Source organism: Roseiflexus sp. RS-1 (assembly GCF_000016665.1).
Taxonomy (GTDB): Bacteria; Chloroflexota; Chloroflexia; order Chloroflexales; family Roseiflexaceae; genus Roseiflexus.
In genome coordinates this window covers 4,613,900-4,636,167 of sequence record NC_009523.1, presented here as the reverse complement: position 1 = coordinate 4,636,167, position 22,268 = coordinate 4,613,900, and the positions used below count along the sequence as shown (strand labels likewise).

19 protein-coding genes are annotated in these 22,268 nt (G+C 60.6%); 14 read left to right on the top strand and 5 right to left on the bottom strand.

Features of this window, described 5'->3' with window-relative positions; translation table 11 throughout:
- The first annotated feature begins 423 nt into the window (after positions 1 to 423).
- The gene (gene uvrB, locus ROSERS_RS19100) at positions 424 to 2,436 is read left to right on the top strand and encodes an excinuclease ABC subunit UvrB (protein ID WP_011958401.1); all 2,013 of its coding nucleotides are present in this window, start codon (positions 424 to 426) and stop codon (positions 2,434 to 2,436) included.
- A 129-nt stretch (positions 2,437 to 2,565) separates the two neighbouring features.
- On the top strand, positions 2,566 to 4,290 hold the full coding sequence (locus tag ROSERS_RS19095; RefSeq protein ID WP_011958400.1) for an NAD-dependent malic enzyme: 1,725 nt from the start codon (positions 2,566 to 2,568) through the stop codon (positions 4,288 to 4,290).
- 114 nt (positions 4,291 to 4,404) lie between these two features.
- Here the strand turns inward: ROSERS_RS19095 and ROSERS_RS19090 are convergent, their stop codons facing one another.
- From ROSERS_RS19090 to ROSERS_RS19080, 3 genes are all read right to left on the bottom strand, one after another.
- Positions 4,405 to 5,367, bottom strand: a complete 963-nt coding sequence (locus ROSERS_RS19090; RefSeq protein WP_011958399.1) for an IS110-like element ISRfsp2 family transposase — start codon at positions 5,365 to 5,367, stop codon at positions 4,405 to 4,407.
- Positions 5,368 to 6,636: 1,269 nt separating this feature from the next.
- Complete coding sequence (locus tag ROSERS_RS26225; RefSeq protein ID WP_232282677.1) at positions 6,637 to 6,969, bottom strand: hypothetical protein; 333 nt, start codon at positions 6,967 to 6,969, stop codon at positions 6,637 to 6,639.
- Positions 6,970 to 7,299: 330 nt separating this feature from the next.
- Entirely contained in the window at positions 7,300 to 8,703 is a 1,404-nt protein-coding gene (locus ROSERS_RS19080; RefSeq protein ID WP_011958398.1) for a DEAD/DEAH box helicase, read from the bottom strand.
- Positions 8,704 to 8,872: 169 nt separating this feature from the next.
- Between ROSERS_RS19080 and hisN the strand changes: the two genes are divergently transcribed.
- From hisN to ROSERS_RS19060, 4 genes are all read left to right on the top strand, one after another.
- The gene (gene hisN / locus ROSERS_RS19075) at positions 8,873 to 9,649 is read left to right on the top strand and encodes a histidinol-phosphatase (protein WP_011958397.1); all 777 of its coding nucleotides are present in this window, start codon (positions 8,873 to 8,875) and stop codon (positions 9,647 to 9,649) included.
- A gap of 171 nt (positions 9,650 to 9,820) precedes the next feature.
- Positions 9,821 to 11,074, top strand: coding sequence for a glucose-1-phosphate adenylyltransferase (locus ROSERS_RS19070; RefSeq protein WP_011958396.1), 1,254 nt, complete (start codon positions 9,821 to 9,823; stop codon positions 11,072 to 11,074).
- An 8-nt stretch (positions 11,075 to 11,082) separates the two neighbouring features.
- The gene (locus tag ROSERS_RS19065) at positions 11,083 to 12,330 is read left to right on the top strand and encodes a glucose-1-phosphate adenylyltransferase family protein (protein ID WP_011958395.1); all 1,248 of its coding nucleotides are present in this window, start codon (positions 11,083 to 11,085) and stop codon (positions 12,328 to 12,330) included.
- A gap of 18 nt (positions 12,331 to 12,348) precedes the next feature.
- Positions 12,349 to 12,873 (top strand): PH domain-containing protein, encoded by a 525-nt coding sequence (locus ROSERS_RS19060; protein ID WP_011958394.1) that lies wholly within the window; start codon positions 12,349 to 12,351, stop codon positions 12,871 to 12,873.
- 46 nt (positions 12,874 to 12,919) lie between these two features.
- Here ROSERS_RS19060 and ROSERS_RS19055 read toward each other — a convergent pair whose 3' ends face one another.
- Positions 12,920 to 13,825, bottom strand: a complete 906-nt coding sequence (locus ROSERS_RS19055) for a sugar kinase (protein ID WP_011958393.1) — start codon at positions 13,823 to 13,825, stop codon at positions 12,920 to 12,922.
- A gap of 135 nt (positions 13,826 to 13,960) precedes the next feature.
- On the opposite strand from ROSERS_RS19055, the gene ROSERS_RS19050 reads away from it, so the two are divergent.
- The 8 genes from ROSERS_RS19050 (at position 13,961) to ROSERS_RS19010 (ending at position 21,357) form a co-directional block, all read left to right on the top strand.
- The gene (locus ROSERS_RS19050) at positions 13,961 to 15,577 is read left to right on the top strand and encodes an acyl-CoA carboxylase subunit beta (RefSeq protein ID WP_011958392.1); all 1,617 of its coding nucleotides are present in this window, start codon (positions 13,961 to 13,963) and stop codon (positions 15,575 to 15,577) included.
- A 138-nt stretch (positions 15,578 to 15,715) separates the two neighbouring features.
- Complete coding sequence (locus tag ROSERS_RS19045; RefSeq protein WP_011958391.1) at positions 15,716 to 16,060, top strand: OadG family protein; 345 nt, start codon at positions 15,716 to 15,718, stop codon at positions 16,058 to 16,060.
- Positions 16,057 to 16,518 (top strand): biotin/lipoyl-containing protein, encoded by a 462-nt coding sequence (locus ROSERS_RS19040; protein WP_011958390.1) that lies wholly within the window; start codon positions 16,057 to 16,059, stop codon positions 16,516 to 16,518. Before ROSERS_RS19045 ends, ROSERS_RS19040 begins: the two co-directional genes overlap by 4 nt.
- A gap of 15 nt (positions 16,519 to 16,533) precedes the next feature.
- On the top strand, positions 16,534 to 17,664 hold the full coding sequence (locus ROSERS_RS19035; protein ID WP_011958389.1) for a sodium ion-translocating decarboxylase subunit beta: 1,131 nt from the start codon (positions 16,534 to 16,536) through the stop codon (positions 17,662 to 17,664).
- Positions 17,665 to 18,417: 753 nt separating this feature from the next.
- Positions 18,418 to 19,278: a DNA methyltransferase gene (locus tag ROSERS_RS19025; RefSeq protein ID WP_232282676.1), complete on the top strand. Its 861-nt coding sequence runs from the start codon at positions 18,418 to 18,420 to the stop codon at positions 19,276 to 19,278.
- A gap of 36 nt (positions 19,279 to 19,314) precedes the next feature.
- Positions 19,315 to 20,139, top strand: coding sequence for an IS5 family transposase (locus ROSERS_RS19020; protein ID WP_011958387.1), 825 nt, complete (start codon positions 19,315 to 19,317; stop codon positions 20,137 to 20,139).
- Between the two features lie 78 nt (positions 20,140 to 20,217).
- A complete protein-coding gene (locus tag ROSERS_RS19015) occupies positions 20,218 to 20,556 on the top strand; it encodes a HepT-like ribonuclease domain-containing protein (protein ID WP_157041159.1) in 339 nt (112 codons plus the stop codon).
- A gap of 570 nt (positions 20,557 to 21,126) precedes the next feature.
- Positions 21,127 to 21,357, top strand: a complete 231-nt coding sequence (locus tag ROSERS_RS19010) for a type II toxin-antitoxin system HicB family antitoxin (RefSeq protein ID WP_011958385.1) — start codon at positions 21,127 to 21,129, stop codon at positions 21,355 to 21,357.
- Between the two features lie 276 nt (positions 21,358 to 21,633).
- Here ROSERS_RS19010 and ROSERS_RS19005 read toward each other — a convergent pair whose 3' ends face one another.
- Positions 21,634 to 22,131, bottom strand: a complete 498-nt coding sequence (locus tag ROSERS_RS19005) for a beta-class carbonic anhydrase (protein ID WP_041334119.1) — start codon at positions 22,129 to 22,131, stop codon at positions 21,634 to 21,636.
- Positions 22,132 to 22,268 lie beyond the last annotated feature (137 nt).

Genomic DNA, 22,268 nt, shown 5'->3' with positions numbered 1-22,268 from the left:
CCAAACGCCCCCTTCTCCCCTTGTGTAGCAGTTCTCACAAAGGTTGAACCTGATAGACAGGTTGAACACTCCTGGGAATAGCGCGCCCCACACGGCGACCGAAATGAATTTCGGTCTACGCTCTGCCGGCAACGGGCGCCTCGCACAACATGGCAGACCAGGACAGGGGTCAACGTATCTGAGAACTGCTAGTGAGAGAAGGGGGCAGGGGGATGAGGGGCAACAGGCGCGGGAATGCAGCAAAAAGAGTATAATGAAAAAGATACCCTGATGATGAGACACACGGTTCATCCTGCCGGGCGCTGGCGCGCTGTTGCTGCGGAAGAGGGGAAGCATATCGGTCTCATAGCTTCCGACGCTGCGACGTTGACGTCACGCCAGACGCGCATTGTCACCAGGATCAACCAGAGGAGACCCAGAGGCATGTCTTTTCGTATTGAAGCGCCCTTCCAGCCAGCGGGCGATCAACCCAAAGCGATTGCTCAACTGGTTGCGGGGATCCGCGCCGGATACAAGCATCAGACGCTGCTCGGCGCAACCGGCACCGGTAAAACGCTGACTATGGCGCATGTCTTCAGCCAGCTTGAACGACCGGCGCTGGTCATGGCGCACAACAAGACGCTGGTCAGCCAGTTGTACGCCGAGTTTCGCGAACTGCTGCCCGATGCAGCGGTTGAGATGTTTATTTCCTACTACGACATCTACACGCCTGAAGCGTATGTGCCCAGCAAAGACCTGTACATCGAAAAGGAAGCCGAGATCAACGAAGAGATCGACCGGCTACGCCACGCTGCCACCCAGGCGCTCTTCACCCGGCGCGATGTTCTGATCGTCGCGTCGGTGTCGGCGATCTACGGTCTCGGTTCGCCCCACGAGTATGGGCAGGTCGTCATTCCAATCCGCGTCGGCGAGGTGCGCAACCGCGACAAACTGCTGCGCCAGTTGCTCGACCTGCAATTCGAGCGCAACGATGTGGATTTTCACCGGGGTACGTTCCGTGTGCGCGGCGATACGCTCGACATCTTTCCCGCCAACCAGGAGATTGCGCTGCGGGTTGAGTTCTGGGGCGATGAAGTCGAGCGCATTACCGAGTTCGATCCGCTGACCGGCGAAGTGCTGCTCAATCGGACGGCGGTAGACATCTACCCGGCGAAACACTTCATCACAACCGCCGAAACGCTCAAACTTGCCATCGCCGACATTCAGGCGGAACTGGAAGCGCGTGTCGCCGAACTTGAACAGCAGGGCAAGTTTCTTGAAGCGGCGCGTCTCAAACAGCGCACCAACTACGATCTCGAAATGCTCTCCGAGGTCGGGTACTGCTCCGGCATCGAGAACTACTCGCGCCACCTCGACCGCCGCGCAGCCGGGCAAACACCCTGGACGTTGCTCGACTACTTCCCCGACGACTTCATCCTGTTCGTTGACGAGTCACACATCACGTTGCCGCAGATCCGCGGCATGTACGCTGGCGACCGGTCACGCAAAGAAACACTTGTCGAATACGGGTTCCGCCTGCCATCGGCGCTCGACAACCGTCCGCTGCGGTTCGATGAGTTCGAGCGGCATATTCACCAGGCGATCTACGTTTCGGCGACACCGGGACCCTACGAGTACGAACACTCGGCGCAGATCGTCGAACAGATCATCCGCCCGACGGGATTGCTCGACCCGATTGTCGAAGTGCGTCCGACCAGAGGGCAGATCGACGACCTGGTAGGGGAGATCAAGCGACGGGTGCAGAAAGGACAGCGCGCGCTGGTCACGACGCTGACCAAGCGGATGGCGGAAGACCTGGCGGATTATCTCAAGGAGATGGGCATCCGCACCAGCTACCTGCACTCCGATATCGAGACGCTGGAGCGGGTCGAGATCCTGCGCGATCTCCGACTCGGCGTGTACGATGTGGTGGTCGGCATCAACCTGCTGCGTGAAGGGCTTGATCTCCCGGAAGTATCGCTGGTCGCCATTCTCGACGCCGACAAAGAAGGGTATCTGCGCAGCGGCTCTTCGCTGATCCAGATCATCGGGCGCGCAGCGCGGCATATCGAGGGAACCGTGATCATGTACGCCGACACGATCACGCAATCGATGCGCACCGCGATTGATGAAACCAACCGGCGACGCGCCATTCAGGAAGCGTACAACCGCGAACACAACATCACCCCCGTCGGCATCTCCAAAGCCGTGCGCGACCTGACCGACCGGGTGCGCAAGGTTGCCGAGGAGCGCGGCGTCTATCAGGTCGCCGAAGCGCCAGCAGAACTACCGATCCCGAAGGATGAGATCGTCAAACTGATCAAGGAACTGGAGAAGCAGATGAAGCAGGCGGCGAAAGACCTGGCATTCGAGAAGGCGGCCGCACTGCGGGATCAGATCGTCGAACTGCGGCGCACCCTGGCGCTCGAAGAGGAATCGCAACCGCTGCGATCATAAATATTCTCTCTTCGTTTGCATCCCTTCACTCGCGCAGACCGATGAGCGGCGTATGATACCTTCGCCAGGCAGATCGCGAAGCGACGGCGCAACGCGCGCCGTCGTTCTTTTTGAAACTCGGAGGCCGCCATGATCCGCATCCGGTTCGCTGATGAAGGAAGAACCGTCGAGACCGACCGTACCGGACACGATGTACTCAACACGCCGGTGCTGAACAAGGGCAGCGCCTGGAGCGAAGAAGAGCGCATCGGGCTTGGTCTGCTGGGGCTGCTGCCGTACCACATCTCGACTATCGACGAGCAACTGGCGCGTGTCTACCGCAACTACCAGCAGCGCACCAACGACCTGGATCGGTACCTCTACCTGACCGATCTGCAAGACCGGAATGAGACGCTCTTCTACCGCCTGCTGCTTGAGCATATCACCGAAATGATGCCGATCATCTACACGCCAGAAGTCGGCGTCGCCTGCCAGCGCTACAGTCACCTGTTCCACCGCCCGCGCGGTCTGTTCATCAGCTATCCGCACCGCGATCAGATCGAAACGATGCTGCGCGCCTGGCCCTTCGCCGATCAGGTGCGCGTGATTGTGGTCACCGACGGTGAGCGCATCCTGGGCCTCGGCGACCAGGGAATGGGCGGCATCGGCATTCCAATCGGCAAGTTGACGCTCTACTCACTCTGCGCCGGAATCCATCCGGCAACCACACTCCCGATCGTGCTCGATGTCGGCACCAACAACCCCGCGCTGCTCAACGACCCGCTCTACCTGGGGTGGCGTCATGAGCGGGTGCGCGGCAGAGAGTACGACGACTTTATCGAGCAGTTCGTCACAGCAGTGGAGAAGGTTTTCCCGCACGCATTGCTGCAATGGGAAGATTTCGCCAAGGATAACGCGCGCAACCTGCTCGACCGCTACCGCGACCGGATTCTCAGTTTCAACGACGACATTCAGGGCACCGGTGCGGTGACACTGGCAGGGTGGCTTGCTGCAGTTGAGATCTCCGGCGTGCCGCTGGCGGATCAGCGCATTGTCATGCTGGGCGCAGGTTCGGCAGCGACCGGCATTGCTGAACAGATCGTGGCCGTCATGGTCGAAGCGGGCATCCCGCTCGAACAGGCGCGGCGGACGATCTGGCTGATCGACAGCCGCGATCTGGTTCACACCCGGCGTACCGGTCTCGAAGCGGTGAAAATGCTCTACGCCCAACCCTACGAGATGCTGGAGGGGTGGACGCGCGAAGGGAGCGAAGCATTCACCCTGTATGATGTTGTTTCAAATGTACGTCCGACGTGTCTGATCGGCACATCGGCGCAACCCGGCGCATTCGACGAGCGCACCATCCGTGAGATGGCGCGGCATGTCGAGCGTCCGGTCATCTTCCCGCTCTCCAACCCCACCTCAAAGAGCGAGGCTGTTCCGGCTGACCTGATCGCGTGGACGGAGGGACGCGCACTGGTTGCGACCGGCAGCCCCTTCGAGCCAGTGACCTACGGCGGTCGCACCTTCACGATCGGGCAATGCAACAACGTCTTTATCTTCCCCGGCGTCGGGCTGGGTGTCATCGCCGTTGGCGCGAAGCGCGTCACCGACGCAATGTTCATCGCCGCCGCGCGCGCACTCAGCGCCTTCTCACCGGCGCGCCAGGACCCGACGGCGTCACTCTACCCATCGCTCACCCAGGTGCGCGACGTTTCACGCGCCGTGGCGCAGGCAGTCGCTGCCGAGGCCGTGCGCTCCGGGCTGGCGGCGCCGCTCAGCGCCGAAGAGCAGACCGCGCGCATCAACGCAACAATGTGGACGCCGGCGTATCCGCAGGTGCGGCGAATGGAAGAGCACACCGTGCATCATTGACTTCACGGCACGCATGAACCGCAGCGACGTAGAGGACGCGGAGACGTTTCGCTCCGCGTCCGCCGCGTCGCTGCGGTGTGTTTATTTTTCACCGCAGAGTAACTGTGTTGCTTGTCAAGGGGCGCTCGTATGCACAGCCGGATCCCAGGGCTTTTGCTGACGCAATATTGCGCCGAGAATAGTCAGCAGCTTGCGCATCGCAGCGACGATGGCGACCTTGCGCGGCTTGCCAGCTTGACACAGGCGCTGATCGAAGGCGCGCCTGACCAGACGGCGCCGCGTGGCCGCCAGGGTCGCCATGTACAACACGCTGCGCACATCCCTCCTGCCGCCGGAGCTATGCCGGGGTTTGTGCTGTGCGCCGCTCTGATTGGCATACGGCGCAACGCCCACAAAGGCCGCCGCTTCCGTGCGATTGATGGTCCCCAGTTCGGGCAGGCGGAGCAGCAGGTTCAGTGCGGTGATCGCGCCGATGCCGGGCACGCTTTCGCGCAGCTCCCGTTTCCGGCGCACCTCGTCGGTGCGCTCCGCCTCGTTGTCGCGTTCCTGCTCAAGCGCACGGATCTCCTGATCCAGCCAATCAATATGCTGCTGGATGCCCGGGCGGAGGTTCGGCGCGGCAGCCGTCAACCGATTGATCTCAGCCGTCCGCATCTGAATCACCTGCTCCCGCCGGACCAGCAGGTCGCGCAAGGATGCGCGCTGCTCGTCCGTCGCTTGGTGGTGCGGCGGGCGCACCCGTTCGGCAAAGCGGGCGAGCAACCGGGCATCCAGGCGGTCGGTCTTCGCCTGGCGTCCTTCCGCGTGCGCCAGGGCGCGCACGCGGCGTGGCTGCACCCGCGCCGTCGGCAAGCCAGCCTGGAGCAGTTGGGCGAACACCATGCGCTCCAGCCCGCCGGTCGCCTCCAGCACAATCAGGGTCGGCTGCAGGCGCTGGAGTCGCGTGACCAGGAGCTGGACACCTTCGTCGGTAGACGGTATCGTCTCGCGTGGCGCGTGCGGGTCGGCGCCAAACGCCACATCCAGCGTCTGTTTGGAGACATCAATGCCGATAAAGAGCGACTCACGGGAAGCCATACACAGAACCTCCTGAGGAAAACGGCGCCAGCCTTGCTAGCATATGCGGGTTTGAGGGCCCAGATAACTGTTCGGCTTGGTCGCGTTGAAGGACACGGCTACCCAACACTCCGCGGCGATCTCGTGAACCTGGCGCAGAACGGTATACCGTGTCCCGTTAGATTATACTAGGCGCAGAGGGCGCGGAAAAAGATTTTTCACTCTGCTTTCTCAGCGTCGCTGCGGTGCATTTATTTTTCACCGCCGGGGCGCAGAGGGCGCAAAAAATATTCTTTACTTTGCGTTCTCAGCGTCGCTGCGGTGCATTTGCTTTTTCACCGCTAAGGCGCAGAGGGCGGAAAAAAGATTTTTCACTCAGCGTTCTCAGCGTCGCTGCGGTGCATTTATTTTTCACCGCCGGGGCGCAGAGGGCGGAAAAAAGATTTTTCACTCAGCGGCTCTGCGGCGCGTTTTACTACCGCACAGTATACTTCAAACCTCTTTCGCAAATGTGCCAGAACGTTAGCGGTTTCATGCCAGTTTTGTTACGGAACGATCACGACCGCACCGCCTGAAGGAAGCAGTGCGCTCCATCCCCCGTTTCAGGCATCAGAACGCCCAGAATCCCCCCTTCTCCCCTTGTGGGAGAAGGGGGCAGGGGGGATGAGGGGCAAAGGAAGGGGGCAGCGGCGCGCCCCCGCGTGCTATCCCCCGTTTCAGGCATCAGGACGCCCAAACTCCCCCTTCTCCCCGTGTGGGAGAAGGGGGCAGCGGCGCGCCCCCGCGTGCTATCCCCCGTTTCAGGCATCAGGACGCCCAAACTCCCCCTTCTCCCCGTGTGGGAGAAGGGGGCAGCGGCGCGCCCCCGCGTGCTATCCCCCGTTTCAGGCATCAGGACGCCCAAACTCCCCCTTCTCCCCGTGCGGAAGCAGAGGGCAGGGGGGATGAGGGGCAAAGGAAGGGGGCAGCGGCGCGCCCCCGCGTGCTATCCCCCGTTTCAGGCATCAGGACGCCCAAACTCCCCCTTCTCCCCGTGCGGAAGCAGAGGGCAGGGGGGATGAGGGGCAAAGGAAGGGGGCAGCGGCGCGCCCCCGCGTGCTATCCCCCGTTTCAGGCATCAGGACGCCCAAACTCCCCCTTCTCCCCGTGCGGAAGCAGAGGGCAGGGGGGATGAGGGGCAAAGGAAGGGGGCAGCGGCGCGCCCCCGCGTGCTATCCCCCGTTTCAGGCATCAGGACGCCCAGAATCCCCCTTCTCCCTGTGTGGGAGAAGGGGGTGAAAGGGGGGGGATTTAGGGCGATTTCAGGCATTGGGACGGGGTATACATATGCATGGTGATCCTGTCACCTCTTTTCGGCAACGGCTCCGGGCGCACCCACAACCGGACCCACCAACGCCTGTGCGCCAGCAACCAGCGCAGCTGGTGCTTCCCCCGCTGGAGCAGGCGGATCACCCGCTGCGCCACGCCGCTCGCGCGCTGGCGCGGCGGCGCGCCGGTCGTCGGCGGCGCCAGCGCCGGACCATTGGCGCTCCCCGCCAGGCAGGCGCCCATAACCCAGCGGGACAGGGCGCAGCACCAGCGCCGCAGCACGCGCGGGAAGCGGGGCTGGTGCTGCTGCTGCACGAGCCGTTCCGTGGACGTGCGGGCCATCCACTGCCCGCGTATTTGCCGTTCACGCGCCAGACAGCCGTTCCGTGGACGTGCGGGACATCCTCATCCTCCGTGACGTGCCATCCTTCCGTGATGATCATGCTACCGACGGATCGGCCCAGGTGTGCGGTGGAACGGAAACGGTTGACACACTGCCTGCGAATCCCCCCTTTCAACCCACACGGGGAGAAGAGGGCGTTTGGGCGTCCTGAAGCCCAAAACGAGCGAAGGAACACAGGGACTTCCAAAAACCCTGCCTCTGTAAGGGCAGGGGATAAAGGGCAACGGTGCATTGGAATAACATTACGGTCGTCGCCGCCCCGAAACCGTTCGATCAGAGCGATCGGCGCGGGTTGAACGCGCAGACGTATCGCGGGAGCGGGGTTTGTGGCGGTTCGGCGCGGCATCAGATCGCCACTCTTGCACATCGCGACGGCGCGGCGCGGTATCAGATCGCCGCTCTTGCGCATCGTGGCGGCGCGGCGCCCGATTGTCCCGCTCATCCTGGGAATGTGGCTCATAGTGGCGCGGCATTGCGTGGTGACGGGGTGCGTGATCAGACCGGGCATCGTGTGCCGGCGCTGCCGCGTGATAATCGAAGCCGGGCACGGTTTCGCGTTTCAACGGCTCGCCGATCAGGCGCTCGATAGCGCGCACCATTCCTGTATCGCTACGGGTTACCAGCGTAAATGCGTCCCCGGTGCGCGCTGCACGCCCGGTGCGCCCGATGCGATGGGTGTACGCCTCGGCGGTTTGCGGCATATCGTAGTTGATGACGTGCGAAATATGCGCCACATCGATGCCGCGCGCGGCAATATCAGTTGCGACCAGGATCTGATACCTGCCGCTGCGGAACCCGTCAAGCGCCGCCTGGCGACGGTTCTGCGACATATTGCCCTGCAATGCTGTCGCCCGGTACCCCATGCGCGCCAGTGTATCGCTGAGATGTTGCGCGCGGTGCTTCGTACGGGTGAAAATCAGCACCGATCCGGTGTCGGTGTGGCGCAGCAACTCGATCAACAGTGCCGTCTTCAGGTGCTCGGCAACCGGATAGATCGCGTGGGTGACAGTGGAAACCGGCGCACTGCGCCCGATCTGAATCGTCTGCGGTTCACGCAACGCCTCGCGCGCCAGTGCGCGAATCGCGTCGGGCATTGTCGCCGAGAAAAGCATCGTCTGACGCTGCGCCGGCGCAAGGCGCAGAATTCGGCGGACATCGGGCAAAAATCCCATATCGAACATCTGATCGGCTTCATCGAGGATCAGCATATCCAGATGCTCGAGCGTTAGCGTCCCACGTTCCAGATGGTCGAGCAAACGCCCCGGACAAACGACGGCAATCTCGACGCCGCGTCGCAGCCGCTGGATCTGCCCCTGATACCCGACGCCGCCGTACAGGGTGACGCTGCGAAGCCCGGTGTATTTGCCGAGCGCCTCGATCACCCCCTGAATCTGCTCCGCCAGTTCACGGGTCGGCGTGACGATCATGGCACGCACACGACCGCGCGGTCCCCGCATGAGGCGTTGCAGGATGGGCAGTACGAACGCTGCCGTCTTGCCGGTGCCGGTTTGCGCGATGCCAATGACATCACGCCCGTCCAGAGCGTGGGGAATAACCTGTTCCTGGATAGGAGTCGGCGTATGGTATCCGAGGTCGCGAATACCGGCGGTAATCTGCGGATGAAAGCGAAATGAGTCGAACGACACTGAGTGTCCTCCCTGGCTACGTTTGAGCCAAGTCGTCCACTCAGCTCAATCTCGATGATAACAACCTCGACATTATACCACACATTCGGGGCTTGCGACCGGATCAGCAAGATATCCTATAATGCAGAGGCTGGTGAGCAGAAAACCCGTGGTTCGCAGAGGAGAGCGCATGGCTTCTGAAACGCTTGACGCGCTGCGCGAATTCGCCGCCGACCTGGCGTGGCATGCCGGTCGGTTGACGCTGCGCTATTTTCAAACCGGTCTCACGCCGGATATCAAGGACGATCAGACGCCGGTGACTGTTGCCGATCGCGAGGCGGAGCGATTGATGCGTCGCATGATCGAGGATCGCTATCCACACCACAGTATTCTCGGCGAGGAGGAGGGCGAAACGCGCCCCGGCGCGTCGCACCGCTGGATCCTCGACCCGATTGACGGCACGAAATCGTTCGTTCAGGGCGTGCCGCTTTATGGTGTCCTGGTCGGGCTGGAGCGCGACGGCGAATCGGTGGTCGGTGCGGTATCCTTCCCCGCGCTCGGTGATTTTCTGACCGCAGCGAAAGGGCAGGGATGTCTGTGGAACGGCAGGCGTGCGCGCGTCTCACCGGTCAGCGAGTTGCGCCAGGCGACCCTTCTCTCCAGCGACGCCGAGAGCATGGCGCCGCATGGGCGCGAATCCGCCTACCGTCGTCTGGCAGGATCGGTGCGTCTGGTGCGCACCTGGGGCGATGCCTACGGCTACAGCCTGGTCGCAACCGGTCGCGCCGAGATCATGATTGACCCGGTGATGAGCGTCTGGGATTGCGCGGCGCTTTTTCCGATCGTGACCGAGGCGGGTGGCACATTCACCGACTGGAATGGTATTCCAACGATCCACGCTGGCGAAGCAATCGGAACCAATAGCGTCCTGTTGGAACAGGTGTTGCAGGCGATCCGGCAGGGTTGACGTTTGAAGGTGGAAAGACCCAAAAATGCGCCGGAAACGCTTTACAGCATACGCAGGAGTATGGTATAGTTTGAAATGGAAAGCAACTCATCAGGTCGCCCATCTGTACGTTCTGCAATACGCCTTCGGCAGCGCTCTTTTGCGCCTGTCGTCAGTGGCTGGAGGCCGACTGTGCGAGTCGTTGCCATGATCATGGCTGGCGGCGAGGGAACGCGGCTGAGTGTCCTTTCGGAGAAACGCGCCAAGCCCTCGGTGCCGTTTGCCGGGAAGTTCCGCATTATCGATTTTACCCTCTCGAACTGCGTCAACTCCGGCATCTTCGATGTCGCGGTACTGACGCAGTACCGTCCGCATTCGCTGAATGCTCACATCGGCAACGGCAAGCCGTGGGACCTTGATCGCGCCAACGGCGGTGTGCAGTTGCTGCAACCGTACCAGGGGCGTCGCGACGAAAGCTGGTACAAGGGCACGGCGGATGCGGTGTACCAGAACCTCAACTACATTCACGAGCGCCGCGCCGATCTGGTGCTGATCCTGAGCGGCGATCACATTTATAAAATGAACTATGCCGAAATGATCGAGTTTCATCAGCAAAAACGTGCTGATATGACCGTCGCGGTCATGCATGTGCCGCTCGAAGAGACGGATCGCTTCGGCATTATGACTGTCGATGAGAATCAGCGGGTGATTGAGTTCACCGAAAAGCCAAAGAACCGCGACAAGGGAACACTGGCCAGCATGGGGATTTACCTCTTCAATGTCGATACGCTGGTCAAACGTCTGAGCGAAAATGGCGAAGGATCGCCGCGCATCGACTTCGGCAAGCACGTCATTCCTGCGATGATCGGACGCGATGCGGTTTATGCGTTTCCCTTCCAGGGATACTGGGTCGATGTTGGAACGATCCAGTCGTACTGGGAAACGAGCATGGATCTGCTCAACCCGAACAATACCCTCAACCTGTACGATACCGAATGGGTCATCCATACGCGCAGCGAGGAGCGCCCACCCGCCAAGATGGGACCGCAGGCGCGCGTCAGTCGCAGTCTGATCTGCAACGGGTGCATCATTCGCGGCACGGTTGAGCATTCAGTGCTCTCGCCGGGTGTGTACGTCTCTCCCGGCGCAGTTGTGCGCGACAGCGTGGTCATGAACGATACCTGGATCGGTCCTGGCGCGGTGCTCGACCGGGTGATCGTGGACAAGAACGTGGTCGTTGGAGCGGGGGTGCGCCTGGGATGCGGCGATGATTTCACAACCCCGAACCGTGAGCAGCCCGATAAACTGATGACCGGCATTACCATTGTTGGCAAAGGCGCCCATATTCCGCCGCACATCCGGATCGGGCGCAACGTCATCATTAATGCCGACCGCGAGGAAGAAGATTTCCCGGCAGGCGATGTCAAGTCGGGTGAGACGATTTAGAGGCGCATATGCTTCGCACATACGCAATGATCCTGGCTGGCGGCGAAAGTCCGGCGTTGAGCGTCCTGACCGCCGAGCGTTCGGAAGCAGCGGTGCCGTTTGCCGGCAAGTACCGGATTATCGATTTTACCCTCTCGAACTGCGTCAACTCCGGCATTTACAACGTCGGCGTGTTGACCCAGTACCGCCCGCGGTCGCTCCACGAACACATCGGCGTCGGCAAGCCGTGGGACCTCGACCGGCGCATCGGGGGGGTGCGTGTGCTGCACCCGTATCTGACCAGCGAAGGCGGGGCGTGGCAGCGGGGCAATGCCGATGCGCTGCGCGCCAACCTCGACATCATCGCCGAACAGAAGGTCGATGCGGTGCTGGTGCTGGCTGGCGACCATGTGTACAAGATGGATTATCGCCCCATGCTTCAGTTGCACGAGGACCTCGATGCCGATCTCACCCTGGCGGTGCATAGCGTCAGCCCGCACGAAGCGCATCGCTACGGCATCGTTTCGGTCGATGCCGACGGTATTGTGACGCAGTTCGAGGAGAAGCCGCGTCGTCCGCGTTCGAGCCTGGCATCGATGGGGATCTACGTCTTCCGCAAAAACTTCCTGATGGAAGTGCTGGCGAGCGGCGATGAACAGAATATCGGGCGCGACCTGATGCCTAAACTGGTGCATCAGACGAGCGTCGTGTCGTACCATTTCCAGGGGTACTGGGCTGATGTCGGAACGGTGCAGGCGTACTATGAGGCAAATATGGCGCTGCTCGTCGAAACCCCGGCGCTCGATCTGCACGATCCCGAATGGGTGATCCACACGAAGAGCGAGGAGCGTCCGGCTGCTGAAATCGGCGAAAATGCGCGGGTCGATGGCAACCTGCTCTGTGATGGCTGCCGCATCTATGGCACGGTGGCACGCTCGATCATCGCTCCTGGAGTGGTCGTTGCCGAAGGTGCGACGGTGCGCGACTCGATCCTGCTGAGCGGCGCAGTCGTCGAAGCGGGCGCGGTGGTGGATCGCTGCATCGTTGATAAAGAAGTCGTGATCGGCAGTAACACAATTGTTGGCGATGGCGAGGATAACACCCCCAACCAGCGCGCTCCTGAACTGCTGAACACCGGTCTGACCCTCGTCGGGCGGAGTGCGCAGATACCGGCGAATGTGCGCATCGGCAGGAATGTCGTCATCCGTCCCCGCGTCACTGCGGCGTCGTTCGGCGGGCAGACGGTCGTTTCCAGCGGTGCGACGATCAATCGCTGAAACGACAAGGAGTGTCATATGACGCTTGAACAAAATCGCGCCCGCGTGGTCGCCGCCGTCTGGCAGGCGATCGCACAGAGCGGCGTCGATCTCTCGTCAGTACCGCGCGATCAGCAGGATCGTCTGGTGGCGGCAATCGCCGATACCCTGCTGCCGACCGTGAACCAGATGCTCGATGAGGTAGCGCCTCGGGTTTCTGCTGAGGTCTCCGGGGAGGAGCGTGTGTTGTGGGAAGGGCGTCCGTTCCTCTCGATCACCGAGCGCTATGTGCTGACAACCGAGCGCGTGCGCATCTATCGTGGGTTGATCGGACGCAATATCGACGATATCGAACTGGTGCGATTGCAGGATATCGATTTCACGCAGAACGCCGGTGAGCGCATATTCGGCATTGGCGATATCCACCTCCGTGGCGCAGATCCGTCGACGCCGGAAGTGACGCTGCGCAATGTGCATCAACCGGAAGAGGTACGCGAACTTATCCGGCGCGCCTGGCTCGATGCGCGCAAGCGGTACGGTGTGTCGTTCCGTGAGCAGATGTGATTTGGTGATACGGTGATCGCAGCGCCTTGTCTGAACGGTGCATCGTTCAGACGCGCGGATATCCGACGTAATCGCCCAATGTTTCGACCGCAGCCGCGCCGATGCGCGCTCCGAGCGCCAGCGAATCGGACATACTCCATCCGCGCAGCCATCCCGCAAGAAAACCGGCATCGAAGCCGTCACCAGCGCCGACCGGATCAACCACCTGGCGGACCGGGTAAGCTGGCGTCGTGACGTGCTGCCCGTTCGCCAGCGCACGTGCGCCGCGTTCGGCGCATTTCAGCACCACGACCTGTGCACCCAGCGCTGCCGCCGCCATCAGCGCGTCGTCGTCGTTGTCAACTTCCAGGAGCGCCTGCGCATCTTCATGCCCGATCAACAGGATATCGGCGGCGCGCATCAACGGCAGGAGCGTATCGCGCGCCTGTGATGCGCTCCATAATCGTGGACGGAAATTGGGGTCGAAGGAGATCAGCGCACCGGCAGCGCGCGCCAGTTCAATCGCGCGCTCGCAGGCGGCAGCGCAGGACGCGCTCAGCGCAGGCGTGATGCCGGTCAGGTGAACAATGCGCGCGCCGTTGAACTGTGCTGGCGTGAGATCGTCCGGCGTGATTCGACTCGCGGCTGAGTTGCGGCGATAATAGTAGACACGTCGCGCGCCATCGGCGAGCCATTCGCGGAAGAAGACCCCGGTTGGCGCTTCGGGATCGATCAGAAGCGCGGATGTATCGACTCCCTCGGTAGATAGCACAGCGCGCACCCGCCTCCCAAACGGATCATCGCCGACCCGACTGATGAAACGCGCGCTGTGACCGAGTCGGCAGAGCGCGATGGCAAGGTTCGCCTCCGCGCCGCCGATGTCGATCAGCAGGGTGCGGGCTTCGTCCAGCGAGACAGGATCGGGCGGGTACAGAACAGCCATGCACTCGCCGAGGGTAACGACATCAGACATAGGCGCATGCTCCTTGTTTGTATCGGCATTGTATCACGACCGAGACGGTGCCGATCCAGATGGCTGCACTATGGACGACAACCCGGCAGCGGAACGTCTTCGGGAAATGGGAGGCATATCAGGAGGAACGGAATAATGGCAGAGACCGATGGCGCTCCATCGCAGGAACATATCTCGACAGCACAGGCTATTGACGCGGGCGATCAATCACTGACCGGTGAGGACCCGCGGGTGCTGGAACTGCGCGCAATGCGCGAACGTGCGCGGCAGGGCGGCGGTCCAGAGCGCATCGCGCGCCACCACGCGCGCGGCAAACTGACGGCGCGTGAGCGACTTGATCTGCTCCTCGATCCCGGCAGTTTTCAGGAGTTGGAACCCTACACCACCGGCAGACCGGTCGATGGCGAAACGTTCTACGGCGATGGCGTCGTGACCGGCGCAGGCAGGATCGACGGGCGCACGGTATTTGTCTACTCGCAGGATTTCACTGTTCTCGGCGGGTCGCTTGGCGAAGCGCAGGCGCGCAAAATCTGTCGGGTGATGGACCTGGCATTCAGTGAAGGGGCGCCGATCATCGGGTTGATCGACTCGGGCGGCGCGCGCATTCAGGAGGGCGTCCACAGTCTTGGCGGCTACGGCGAAATCTTCCGCCGCAACACCAGATGTTCCGGCGTCGTACCGCAGATCAGCGTGATGCTCGGTCCGTGCGCCGGTGGTGCAGCCTATTCGCCCGCCGTCACCGATCTGATCATCATGGTCGAACGGCGATCCTTCATGTTCATCACCGGTCCCGACGTGATCAAGGAAGTCACCGGCGAAATCATCGACCTGGAAGGGCTTGGTGGTGCAAATGTGCATATGACCATCAGCGGTACGTGTCACCTGACCGCGCCGGACGATCAGACGGCGCTGGCGCTCTGTCGGCGCGCGCTTTCCTACCTGCCCTCGAACAACACCGAGAACCCGCCTGTTCTCCCGAATGACGATGACCCATTGCGTGCCGATGAAGAGTTGAACCGGATCATTCCTCTTGATCCAGGTCGGGCGTATCGCATGCACGATGTCATTGAGCGTGTCGTGGATCGCGGATCCTGGCTGGAATTGCAACCGATGTGGGCAATGAACGCTATCACCGGATGGGCGCGCATGGGCGGGCGCAGTGTCGGAATCGTCGCACAGGAGCCGGGCGTTATGGCTGGCGTGATCGATATCGACGCCTCCGACAAGATTGCACGGTTTGTGCGCACCTGCGACTGCTTCAACATTCCACTGGTGACTTTTGTCGATTCGCCCGGCTTTCTACCCGGCATCGACCAGGAGCATCGCGGCATCATCCGGCATGGCGCGAAAGTGCTCTATGCCTATGCCGAAGCGACCGTGCCGAAGATCAGCATTGTGACCCGCAAGGCGTATGGCGGGGCGTATATCGTGATGAGCAGCAAACCGCTGGGTGGCGACATCAACTTTGCCTGGCCCAGCGCCGAAGTGGCGGTGATGGGCGCCGATGGCGCAGTGAACCTGTTGTACCGCGATCAGATCGCCAGAGCGCCCGACCCCGCCGCCGAGCGCGCGCGTCTCGCGCGCGAATATGAACGGAAGTTCAACAATCCCTACCACGCGGCGGCGGCTGGCTTTTTCGATGATGTGATCGAACCGCGCGAGACGCGCGCGCGGGTGATCGCTGCGCTCGACGCGCTGCGCAACAAATCAGTTGCGCCGCCGCCGCGACGCCACGGGAATATGCCGGTGTAGTACGTGTTCACATTTCTTCCGGGAGCGAGGACATCGTGCCCTCGGAGACGCGACAGGGGCGGGATGCCCGCGATTCCAGGCGCGTGTGTTCCTCCAGGTGTGAACAGTGATCTGGGGTAGTGGCGGAGGAGTGACGCTATGATCGATAATCTCAACGTTGCCCTGCAGATCCTGGCGCTTGGCATGAGCATCACCTTTGGCGCGCTTTTTCTGCTGTGGGGGTTGATGGCGCTGCTCACGTTTCTGACGTCCGGGGGCGCCGGGGAAGAAACGACCGCCGCCCCATCGGTTGAGGCTGGCGTTTCGCTGCCGGATCAGGAAGCCATGCGCGAACGACGACGGCGTGCGGCAGCGGCGGCGGTTGCCGTTGCCCTGGCACGAGAGCAGATGGTACGCAGCAGCGTGTCGCCAACGTCAGCAGTCAGCCCATGGCAGGCGGCGACGCGCATGGTTCGCTTTGGGCGACCGGGACGGGAACCATGATGAAAGTGCGTGTCGTGATCGAAGGAACCGCATACGACGTTGAGATCGTCGATCTCAGTGCGCGTCCGGTGATTGCTATCGTCGAAGGAGAACGCTTCGAGGTCTGGCCTGAAGCGTCACCCGTGCTGGCTATCGGTTCGCTCGATGGCGGTCGGTTGCCGCCATCGGTCCCGCCGCCGGCGCCGGTGACATCGACACCGACGCCTGCTTCCATGCCAGCGAGGAGTGGATCTCCTGAGAGCGGCGCAGTGCTGGCGCCAATTCCCGGCATTATCGTTGCTGTCAAAGTCCAGCCCGGCGACCGGGTGACCGCAGGGCAGGAAGTGTGCGTGCTGGAAGCGATGAAAATGCAGAACAGCATTCGTGCGAAGCAGTCCGGTGTTGTTGCGATGGTGCACGTCAAAGCAGGGGATCAGGTCAAACACCATCAGGCGTTGCTGGTCATCACGCCGGATTAGCGAGAGACCTTCCATATGGATTTTTCGACGCTCATTCCCGAATTGACCAAAGGTCTGGCGAACTTCACCCCCGGCAACCTGGTGATGATCGCCGTTGCGGCAACGCTGATCGCCCTGGCGGTGGTGAAGCAGTACGAGCCGGTGTTGCTGCTGCCGATCGGCTTTGGTTGCCTGGTAGCGAACATTCCGTTGACCGGCATGACCGACGGCGAAGGGTTGTTTGGCATCCTCTACCGCGCCGGGATCAGCACCGAACTGTTTCCGTTGCTGATCTTCGTTGGCGTTGGAGCGATGATCGATTTCAGCCCGTTGCTGGCGATGCCGCGCATGGCGCTGCTCGGCGCCGCCGGTCAGTTTGGCATCTTCGGCACGTTGATCCTGGCGATGCTCCTCGGCTTCCCGCTGAATCAGGCGGCTTCGATCGGGGTCATCGGCGCTATCGACGGACCCACATCGATCTATGTCGCTTCGCAACTCGCGCCCGAACTGCTAGCGCCGATCGCGGTCGCCGCTTACTCATACATGAGCCTGGTGCCGATCATTCAACCGCCGCTGATGCGGTTGCTGACGTCGCGCCGCGAGCGGATCATCCGCATGGCATACGCACCGCGTCCGGTGTCGCGGCGGGCGCTGGTGCTGTTCCCAATCGTCGTGACTCTGACTATCGGGATGCTGGTGCCGGCGGCGACGCCGCTGATCAGTATGCTGATGCTGGGCAACCTGCTGCGTGAGAGTGGCGTGGTGGATCGGTTGAGCAAAGCGGCGCAGAACGAGATCATTAATATTGCCACCCTGTTCCTCGGATTGACCATTGGCTCGACGATGAGCGCCGATTCGTTTCTGAACCTGGTGACGCTGCAAGTGCTCGGATTGGGGTTGCTGGCGTTCATTCTGGACACCGTCGCCGGGCTGCTGTTCGGCAAGTTCCTGGCGCTGGTCAGCGGCGGGGCGATCAACCCGCTGATCGGTGCAGCCGGCATCTCCGCCTTCCCGATGGCAGGTCGTCTGGCAGCAAAAGTGGCGCTCGACGAAGATGCCGACAATTTCATTCTGATGCACGCGATGGGTGCCAACACCGCCGGGCAACTGGGCAGCGTCGTCGCTGGCGGCGTGTTGCTGGCGCTGGTGACAGGGGTGCTGGGGTGACGGCGAAGCGCAGCGGTAACTGTTCATCCCTGGGGTAACCCACGCGCCCGGGAGCGCGGGCGTCCCGCCCGCCTGCACGCCGGAGGCATATCCTCGCTGGCATGCGCGCCGGAGGCGCGCGCACCCAGGGCAGGCGCTGCTGATATGCGCGCCGGAGGCGCGCGCACCCAGGGCAGGCGCTGCTGATATGCGCGCCGGAGGCGCGCGCACCCAGGGCAGGCGCTGCTGATATGCGCGCCGGAGGCGCGCGCACCCATGAACCTGTACGGAGCGTGGGCGTCTCACCCGTGTGAACCTGAATGGAGCGCGGGCGTCTCGCCCGCGTGAACCTGAATGGCGCGCGGGCGTCTCGCGCGCGGGCGCGCCGGAGGCGCGCGCACCCAGGGCAGGCGCTGCTGATATGCGCGCCGGAGGCGCGCGCACCCAGGGCAGGCGCTGCTGATATGCGCGCCGGAGGCGCGCGCACCCAGGGCAGGCGCTGCTGATATGCGCGCCGGAGGCGCGCGCACCTATGAACCTGAACGGCGCGCGGGCGTCTCGCCCGCATCACGTCTCCGAGGGCACGATGCGCGTGCTCCCGGAAGAAATGTGAACACTTACGATTGACGCTGAGCGAATTCGAGGTGCTGTACAGCACCGACCCATGCTACGCTTTTCTCCACAATAAAACTCATGATACCACACAAACCCGGATTATCCTGCCACCTGACACACAAAGCAAACCTCAGGCAGACGCGTTACGGATGGTTGAGGTTGACTCCCGCATACTCGGTTCATCTGGTTCAAGAAATACTTTCTCACATAGCGCCACAGGATGCCATTGTCCTCGATCCTTTTTGCGGGACAGGGACAACTGCCCTTGTTTGTGCAGAAAAAGGCATCACTGTCGATACGACCGATATCAATCCCTTTCTCCTCTGGCTGACAAAAGTTAAGACTGCTCCATATAGTTCGGAAGATATTGCGGAACTTCAATCTGCCGCTCAGATTATTTCTGAATCTATCACTCTCTCCAATTCTGCTGGTGTCTGGATTCCGCCAATTCACCAGATTGAGCGATGGTGGGATAGTGATGTTCTTCAAATAATTGGTAACATGATGGGTATGATCAATAAAATGGGCGAGATTTACCCGGAAAAGGTTATAGATTTGCTCAAGATAGCGTTTTGCAGAGTTATAATCACACATTCGAGCGCCAGTTTCGATCACCAGTCGATGTCCTTCAAGCAAAAGATAAACGCGCCGCTTTTTTATGATGTCGCGGATGAGGTGAGGGCGACGTGGGAAGTTGCGGTCAGCGAGATCGTTTCGTCTGCCCGCAGCGACATACGTGCGACGCCTGGGATTTTTCTCTGCGATGCCAGAGACCTTTCAGCATTATTGCCACATCATTACTATACGTGTGTGATTACCTCACCGCCATACCCAAATCGAATGAGCTACATTCGCGAGTTGCGTCCGTACATGTACTGGCTCAGTTACCTCCGTGATGGTAGAGAAGCCGGCGAACTTGACTGGAAAGCCATCGGCGGCACCTGGGGAATCGCAACCAGCAGAGTCGGCAAGTGGTCTCCTTCAGAGGGCGATCAGAAAACCGGATTTGTGGTATCGTGATGGCGACCATGCCGTTCTGATAAGGAGCAATCTCGTATGCCACGACGTGCGCTTCGATCCTATCCAACCAAGGATGCAACTGATCTGACCGATGCGCAATGGGCCGCCATCGCGCCACTCGTCGTCACCCCGTCGCCCAACGGCGGGCGTCCGACCGACATCGATCGCCGCGCGATCGTCAACGCCCTGCTGTACAAACATCGCACGGGCTGTCAATGGCGCATGCTTCCGACGGATGTTCCGCCAATGAGCTCCGTTCGGTACTATTTTGACAAATGGAATCGTGATGGAACGTTCGTCAAAATGAATGATATGCTGCGGAAACTGGCGCGACAAGCGTTGGATCGTGACCCGGAGCCGTCCATCAGCGTCCTGGACTCCCAATCCGTCAAAACGACCGAAGCAGGCGGAGAACGCGGCTACGATGGGGAAAAAAAGGTCAATGGGCGCAAACGGCAATGCTGGGTTGATACAAAAGGGTTCTTGCTGCGCGTGCTCGTCCATCCGGCGGACATCTCTGATACCGAAGGCGCGGAGTGGCTTTTGGCCGCGCATCATCAATCGTTTCCTCGGATGCAAGAGATTCGGGTGGATGAAGGATACAAACAAGGGTTAAATGAATGGATGCAACAGAACACGACGATACGCCTGAATGTCATTGAAAAACCGCCTGGACAAAAGGGATTTGCCGTCATCCCGAAGCGATGGGTGGTGGAACGCTCGATTGCGTGGGCGGGACGCAATCGCTGGGAGCGGCGAATAATTATTCGCCGCAACAACCGCAATCCAGAATCAAGCGAAGCCTTTCTTTATCTTGGTTCTATTGCAATGCTCCTGAATCGGCTCTATCCGAGATGTTAGTTTTTGATCACGCTCTAAACGTTCCCTCCGCGAGGAAATTCGGGAAGAGGTGTTCAGAGAGATGACAGCGATATGAATATGAGAAACTATCGAGCCTACACGGAAGATGTTCTTCAGGCCATGGAGCGCATCGAGACCTTCGTTCACGGTATGACATTCGACGATTTTCTTGCTGATGATAAAACCACGAGCGCTGTCGTGCGGCAACTTGAGATCGTTGGCGAAGCCGCCAGGTTCATTCCCGATGATTTGCGCCGGAGACATCCCGAGATCCCCTGGCGAGAGATGGCTGGTATGAGAGACCGGCTTATTCACGGCTTTTTCGGCGTGGACTACCAGCTTGTGTGGCGAACGATCAAGGAGAGGATCCCCGCTGTCAAGCCGATTCTTAAGGAGATTCTGGAGAGCCAACCGTAGAAAACGACCCGCATGTACCTGCAAAAGATGGCGGATAACATCATTATTAACGACTTGCCCGTCACCCGGAATACGTTCGATCCCGACGTGTTCTCGCGCGAAGAGGTTGTGGGACTGCCAGCGCGAGGCAGTGGAGAAAGCCATCAAAACACTGCACGCCGTTCTGCCGCCCACCGCTGATGAGCGCCGACTGTTGAGCAGTCGGTAGATTCCATTCGCCAGAACGGACGTTCCAGAGAAGACCATCCCCTGTTACGCCATCATGCCGCTTTCGATCCCCGCCGCCTGTCATCCTCGCCGACACAACGACCTCCCGAAGTGATACTGCGGGAGGTCGTCGTGTGGCGGACGCTGGTGCGTGAATGATGGTATGCACCGTGCAGGCGCAGGGGCGACGAGTTGACCAGGGACGTTCATTATCTTATAATTGAAGTGCGCGAAAATGAGCATCGTGCATACAGCATAACCGCTGTCGCTATCCTCTTACACTGCTTACGGATGTAGCATCCACAACGTTTTTCGAGAGCAGCACCTGCTACTGAATACCGTCACGCGCTAAGGAAACGAAGAATGCCTCGCGCCTTTAACGTTATTATCGAACGCGACTCTGAAGGATACTACGTCGCCAGCGTCCCTGAACTGCGCGGATGTCATACACAGGCTAAATCGCTCGATACCCTGATGAAACGAATACGAGAAGCGATCGAATTGTGTCTGGAGGTTGAAGGGGAAACCATGCCATCTCAAGAGTTCATCGGCATTCAGCGTGTGTGGGTTGAAACGGCCTCCTCGCACTTCTGAAAAGTCGGTAGATCCCGTTCACCGGAACAGTTATTCCAAAACAGACCATCCCCTGTTACGCCGTCGTGCCGCTTTCGATCCTGCAGCCTGTCATCCTCGCCAACGCAACGACCTCCCGAAGTATATGGTCTTTGAGTAATTATTCTGGTATAGCCCGCGCAGGCGGGCTTCGCCTTGCTTAGCCGAGGGCTTCAGCCCCACGGCTAGCGCAGTATAGCGGATTTAATTTTCAATCTCCATTCACTTCGGGAGGTCGTCGTGTGGTGAACGCCGGTCTCAGGCGCGAACGACGGCATGCACCCTGCCGGTGCGCACATCGTAGATTGCGCCGCTGATCGGGATGTCCTTCGGAATCAGCGGCGAGTCGCGCAGGAAGGCGACATCGTCGCGCACACTCTGTTCAAGATCGGCGAATGGCAGAAAATCCTGTCCCTTCACATCCACGCCGAGATCAGCTTGAATCTTTGCCGCCAGTTGTTCGTTGGTGAACGTCAGCATACCGCAGTCGGTATGGTGGAGCACGACGATTTCGCGTGTGCCCAGTAATCGCTGCGAAATAACGAGCGAACGGAGAGCGTCCTGAGCGCGTCCGCCAGCATTGCGAATGACATGCGCATCGCCGATGTCGATTCCCAATACCTTCTCAGGATGCAGACGAGCGTCCATACAGGCGACAATAGCCACCTTGCGTGCCGGCGGCATTGGCAGATCACCTTTGGTGAAACTGGCAGCAAATGTTTCATTCGCCTTCAGAAATTCATCGAAGCGGGTCATGGATCTTGCTCCTTACGTTTCAAGCAACCGGTCCGACCATATGTTGCATTATTTGATTTATTTTGTCAAGATTATACGTGATCGGATTGTCACCCCGGAGGTGCAGCAATGCAACCGGTCTGTGCTACAATGCAGGC

What these genes read in the sequence shown, in the direction of transcription:
- uvrB (WP_011958401.1), top strand. Translation starts at nt 424, where the DNA reads ATGTCTTTTCGTATTGAAGCGCCCTTCCAGCCAGCGGGCGATCAACCC.
- ROSERS_RS19095 (WP_011958400.1), top strand. Translation starts at nt 2,566, where the DNA reads ATGATCCGCATCCGGTTCGCTGATGAAGGAAGAACCGTCGAGACCGAC.
- ROSERS_RS19090 (WP_011958399.1), bottom strand. Translation starts at nt 5,367, where the DNA reads ATGGCTTCCCGTGAGTCGCTCTTTATCGGCATTGATGTCTCCAAACAG.
- hisN (WP_011958397.1), top strand. Translation starts at nt 8,873, where the DNA reads ATGGCTTCTGAAACGCTTGACGCGCTGCGCGAATTCGCCGCCGACCTG.
- ROSERS_RS19065 (WP_011958395.1), top strand. Translation starts at nt 11,083, where the DNA reads ATGCTTCGCACATACGCAATGATCCTGGCTGGCGGCGAAAGTCCGGCG.
- ROSERS_RS19060 (WP_011958394.1), top strand. Translation starts at nt 12,349, where the DNA reads ATGACGCTTGAACAAAATCGCGCCCGCGTGGTCGCCGCCGTCTGGCAG.
- ROSERS_RS19055 (WP_011958393.1), bottom strand. Translation starts at nt 13,825, where the DNA reads ATGTCTGATGTCGTTACCCTCGGCGAGTGCATGGCTGTTCTGTACCCG.
- ROSERS_RS19050 (WP_011958392.1), top strand. Translation starts at nt 13,961, where the DNA reads ATGGCAGAGACCGATGGCGCTCCATCGCAGGAACATATCTCGACAGCA.
- ROSERS_RS19045 (WP_011958391.1), top strand. Translation starts at nt 15,716, where the DNA reads ATGATCGATAATCTCAACGTTGCCCTGCAGATCCTGGCGCTTGGCATG.
- ROSERS_RS19040 (WP_011958390.1), top strand. Translation starts at nt 16,057, where the DNA reads ATGATGAAAGTGCGTGTCGTGATCGAAGGAACCGCATACGACGTTGAG.
- ROSERS_RS19035 (WP_011958389.1), top strand. Translation starts at nt 16,534, where the DNA reads ATGGATTTTTCGACGCTCATTCCCGAATTGACCAAAGGTCTGGCGAAC.
- ROSERS_RS19020 (WP_011958387.1), top strand. Translation starts at nt 19,315, where the DNA reads ATGCCACGACGTGCGCTTCGATCCTATCCAACCAAGGATGCAACTGAT.
- ROSERS_RS19015 (WP_157041159.1), top strand. Translation starts at nt 20,218, where the DNA reads ATGAGAAACTATCGAGCCTACACGGAAGATGTTCTTCAGGCCATGGAG.
- ROSERS_RS19010 (WP_011958385.1), top strand. Translation starts at nt 21,127, where the DNA reads ATGCCTCGCGCCTTTAACGTTATTATCGAACGCGACTCTGAAGGATAC.
- ROSERS_RS19005 (WP_041334119.1), bottom strand. Translation starts at nt 22,131, where the DNA reads ATGACCCGCTTCGATGAATTTCTGAAGGCGAATGAAACATTTGCTGCC.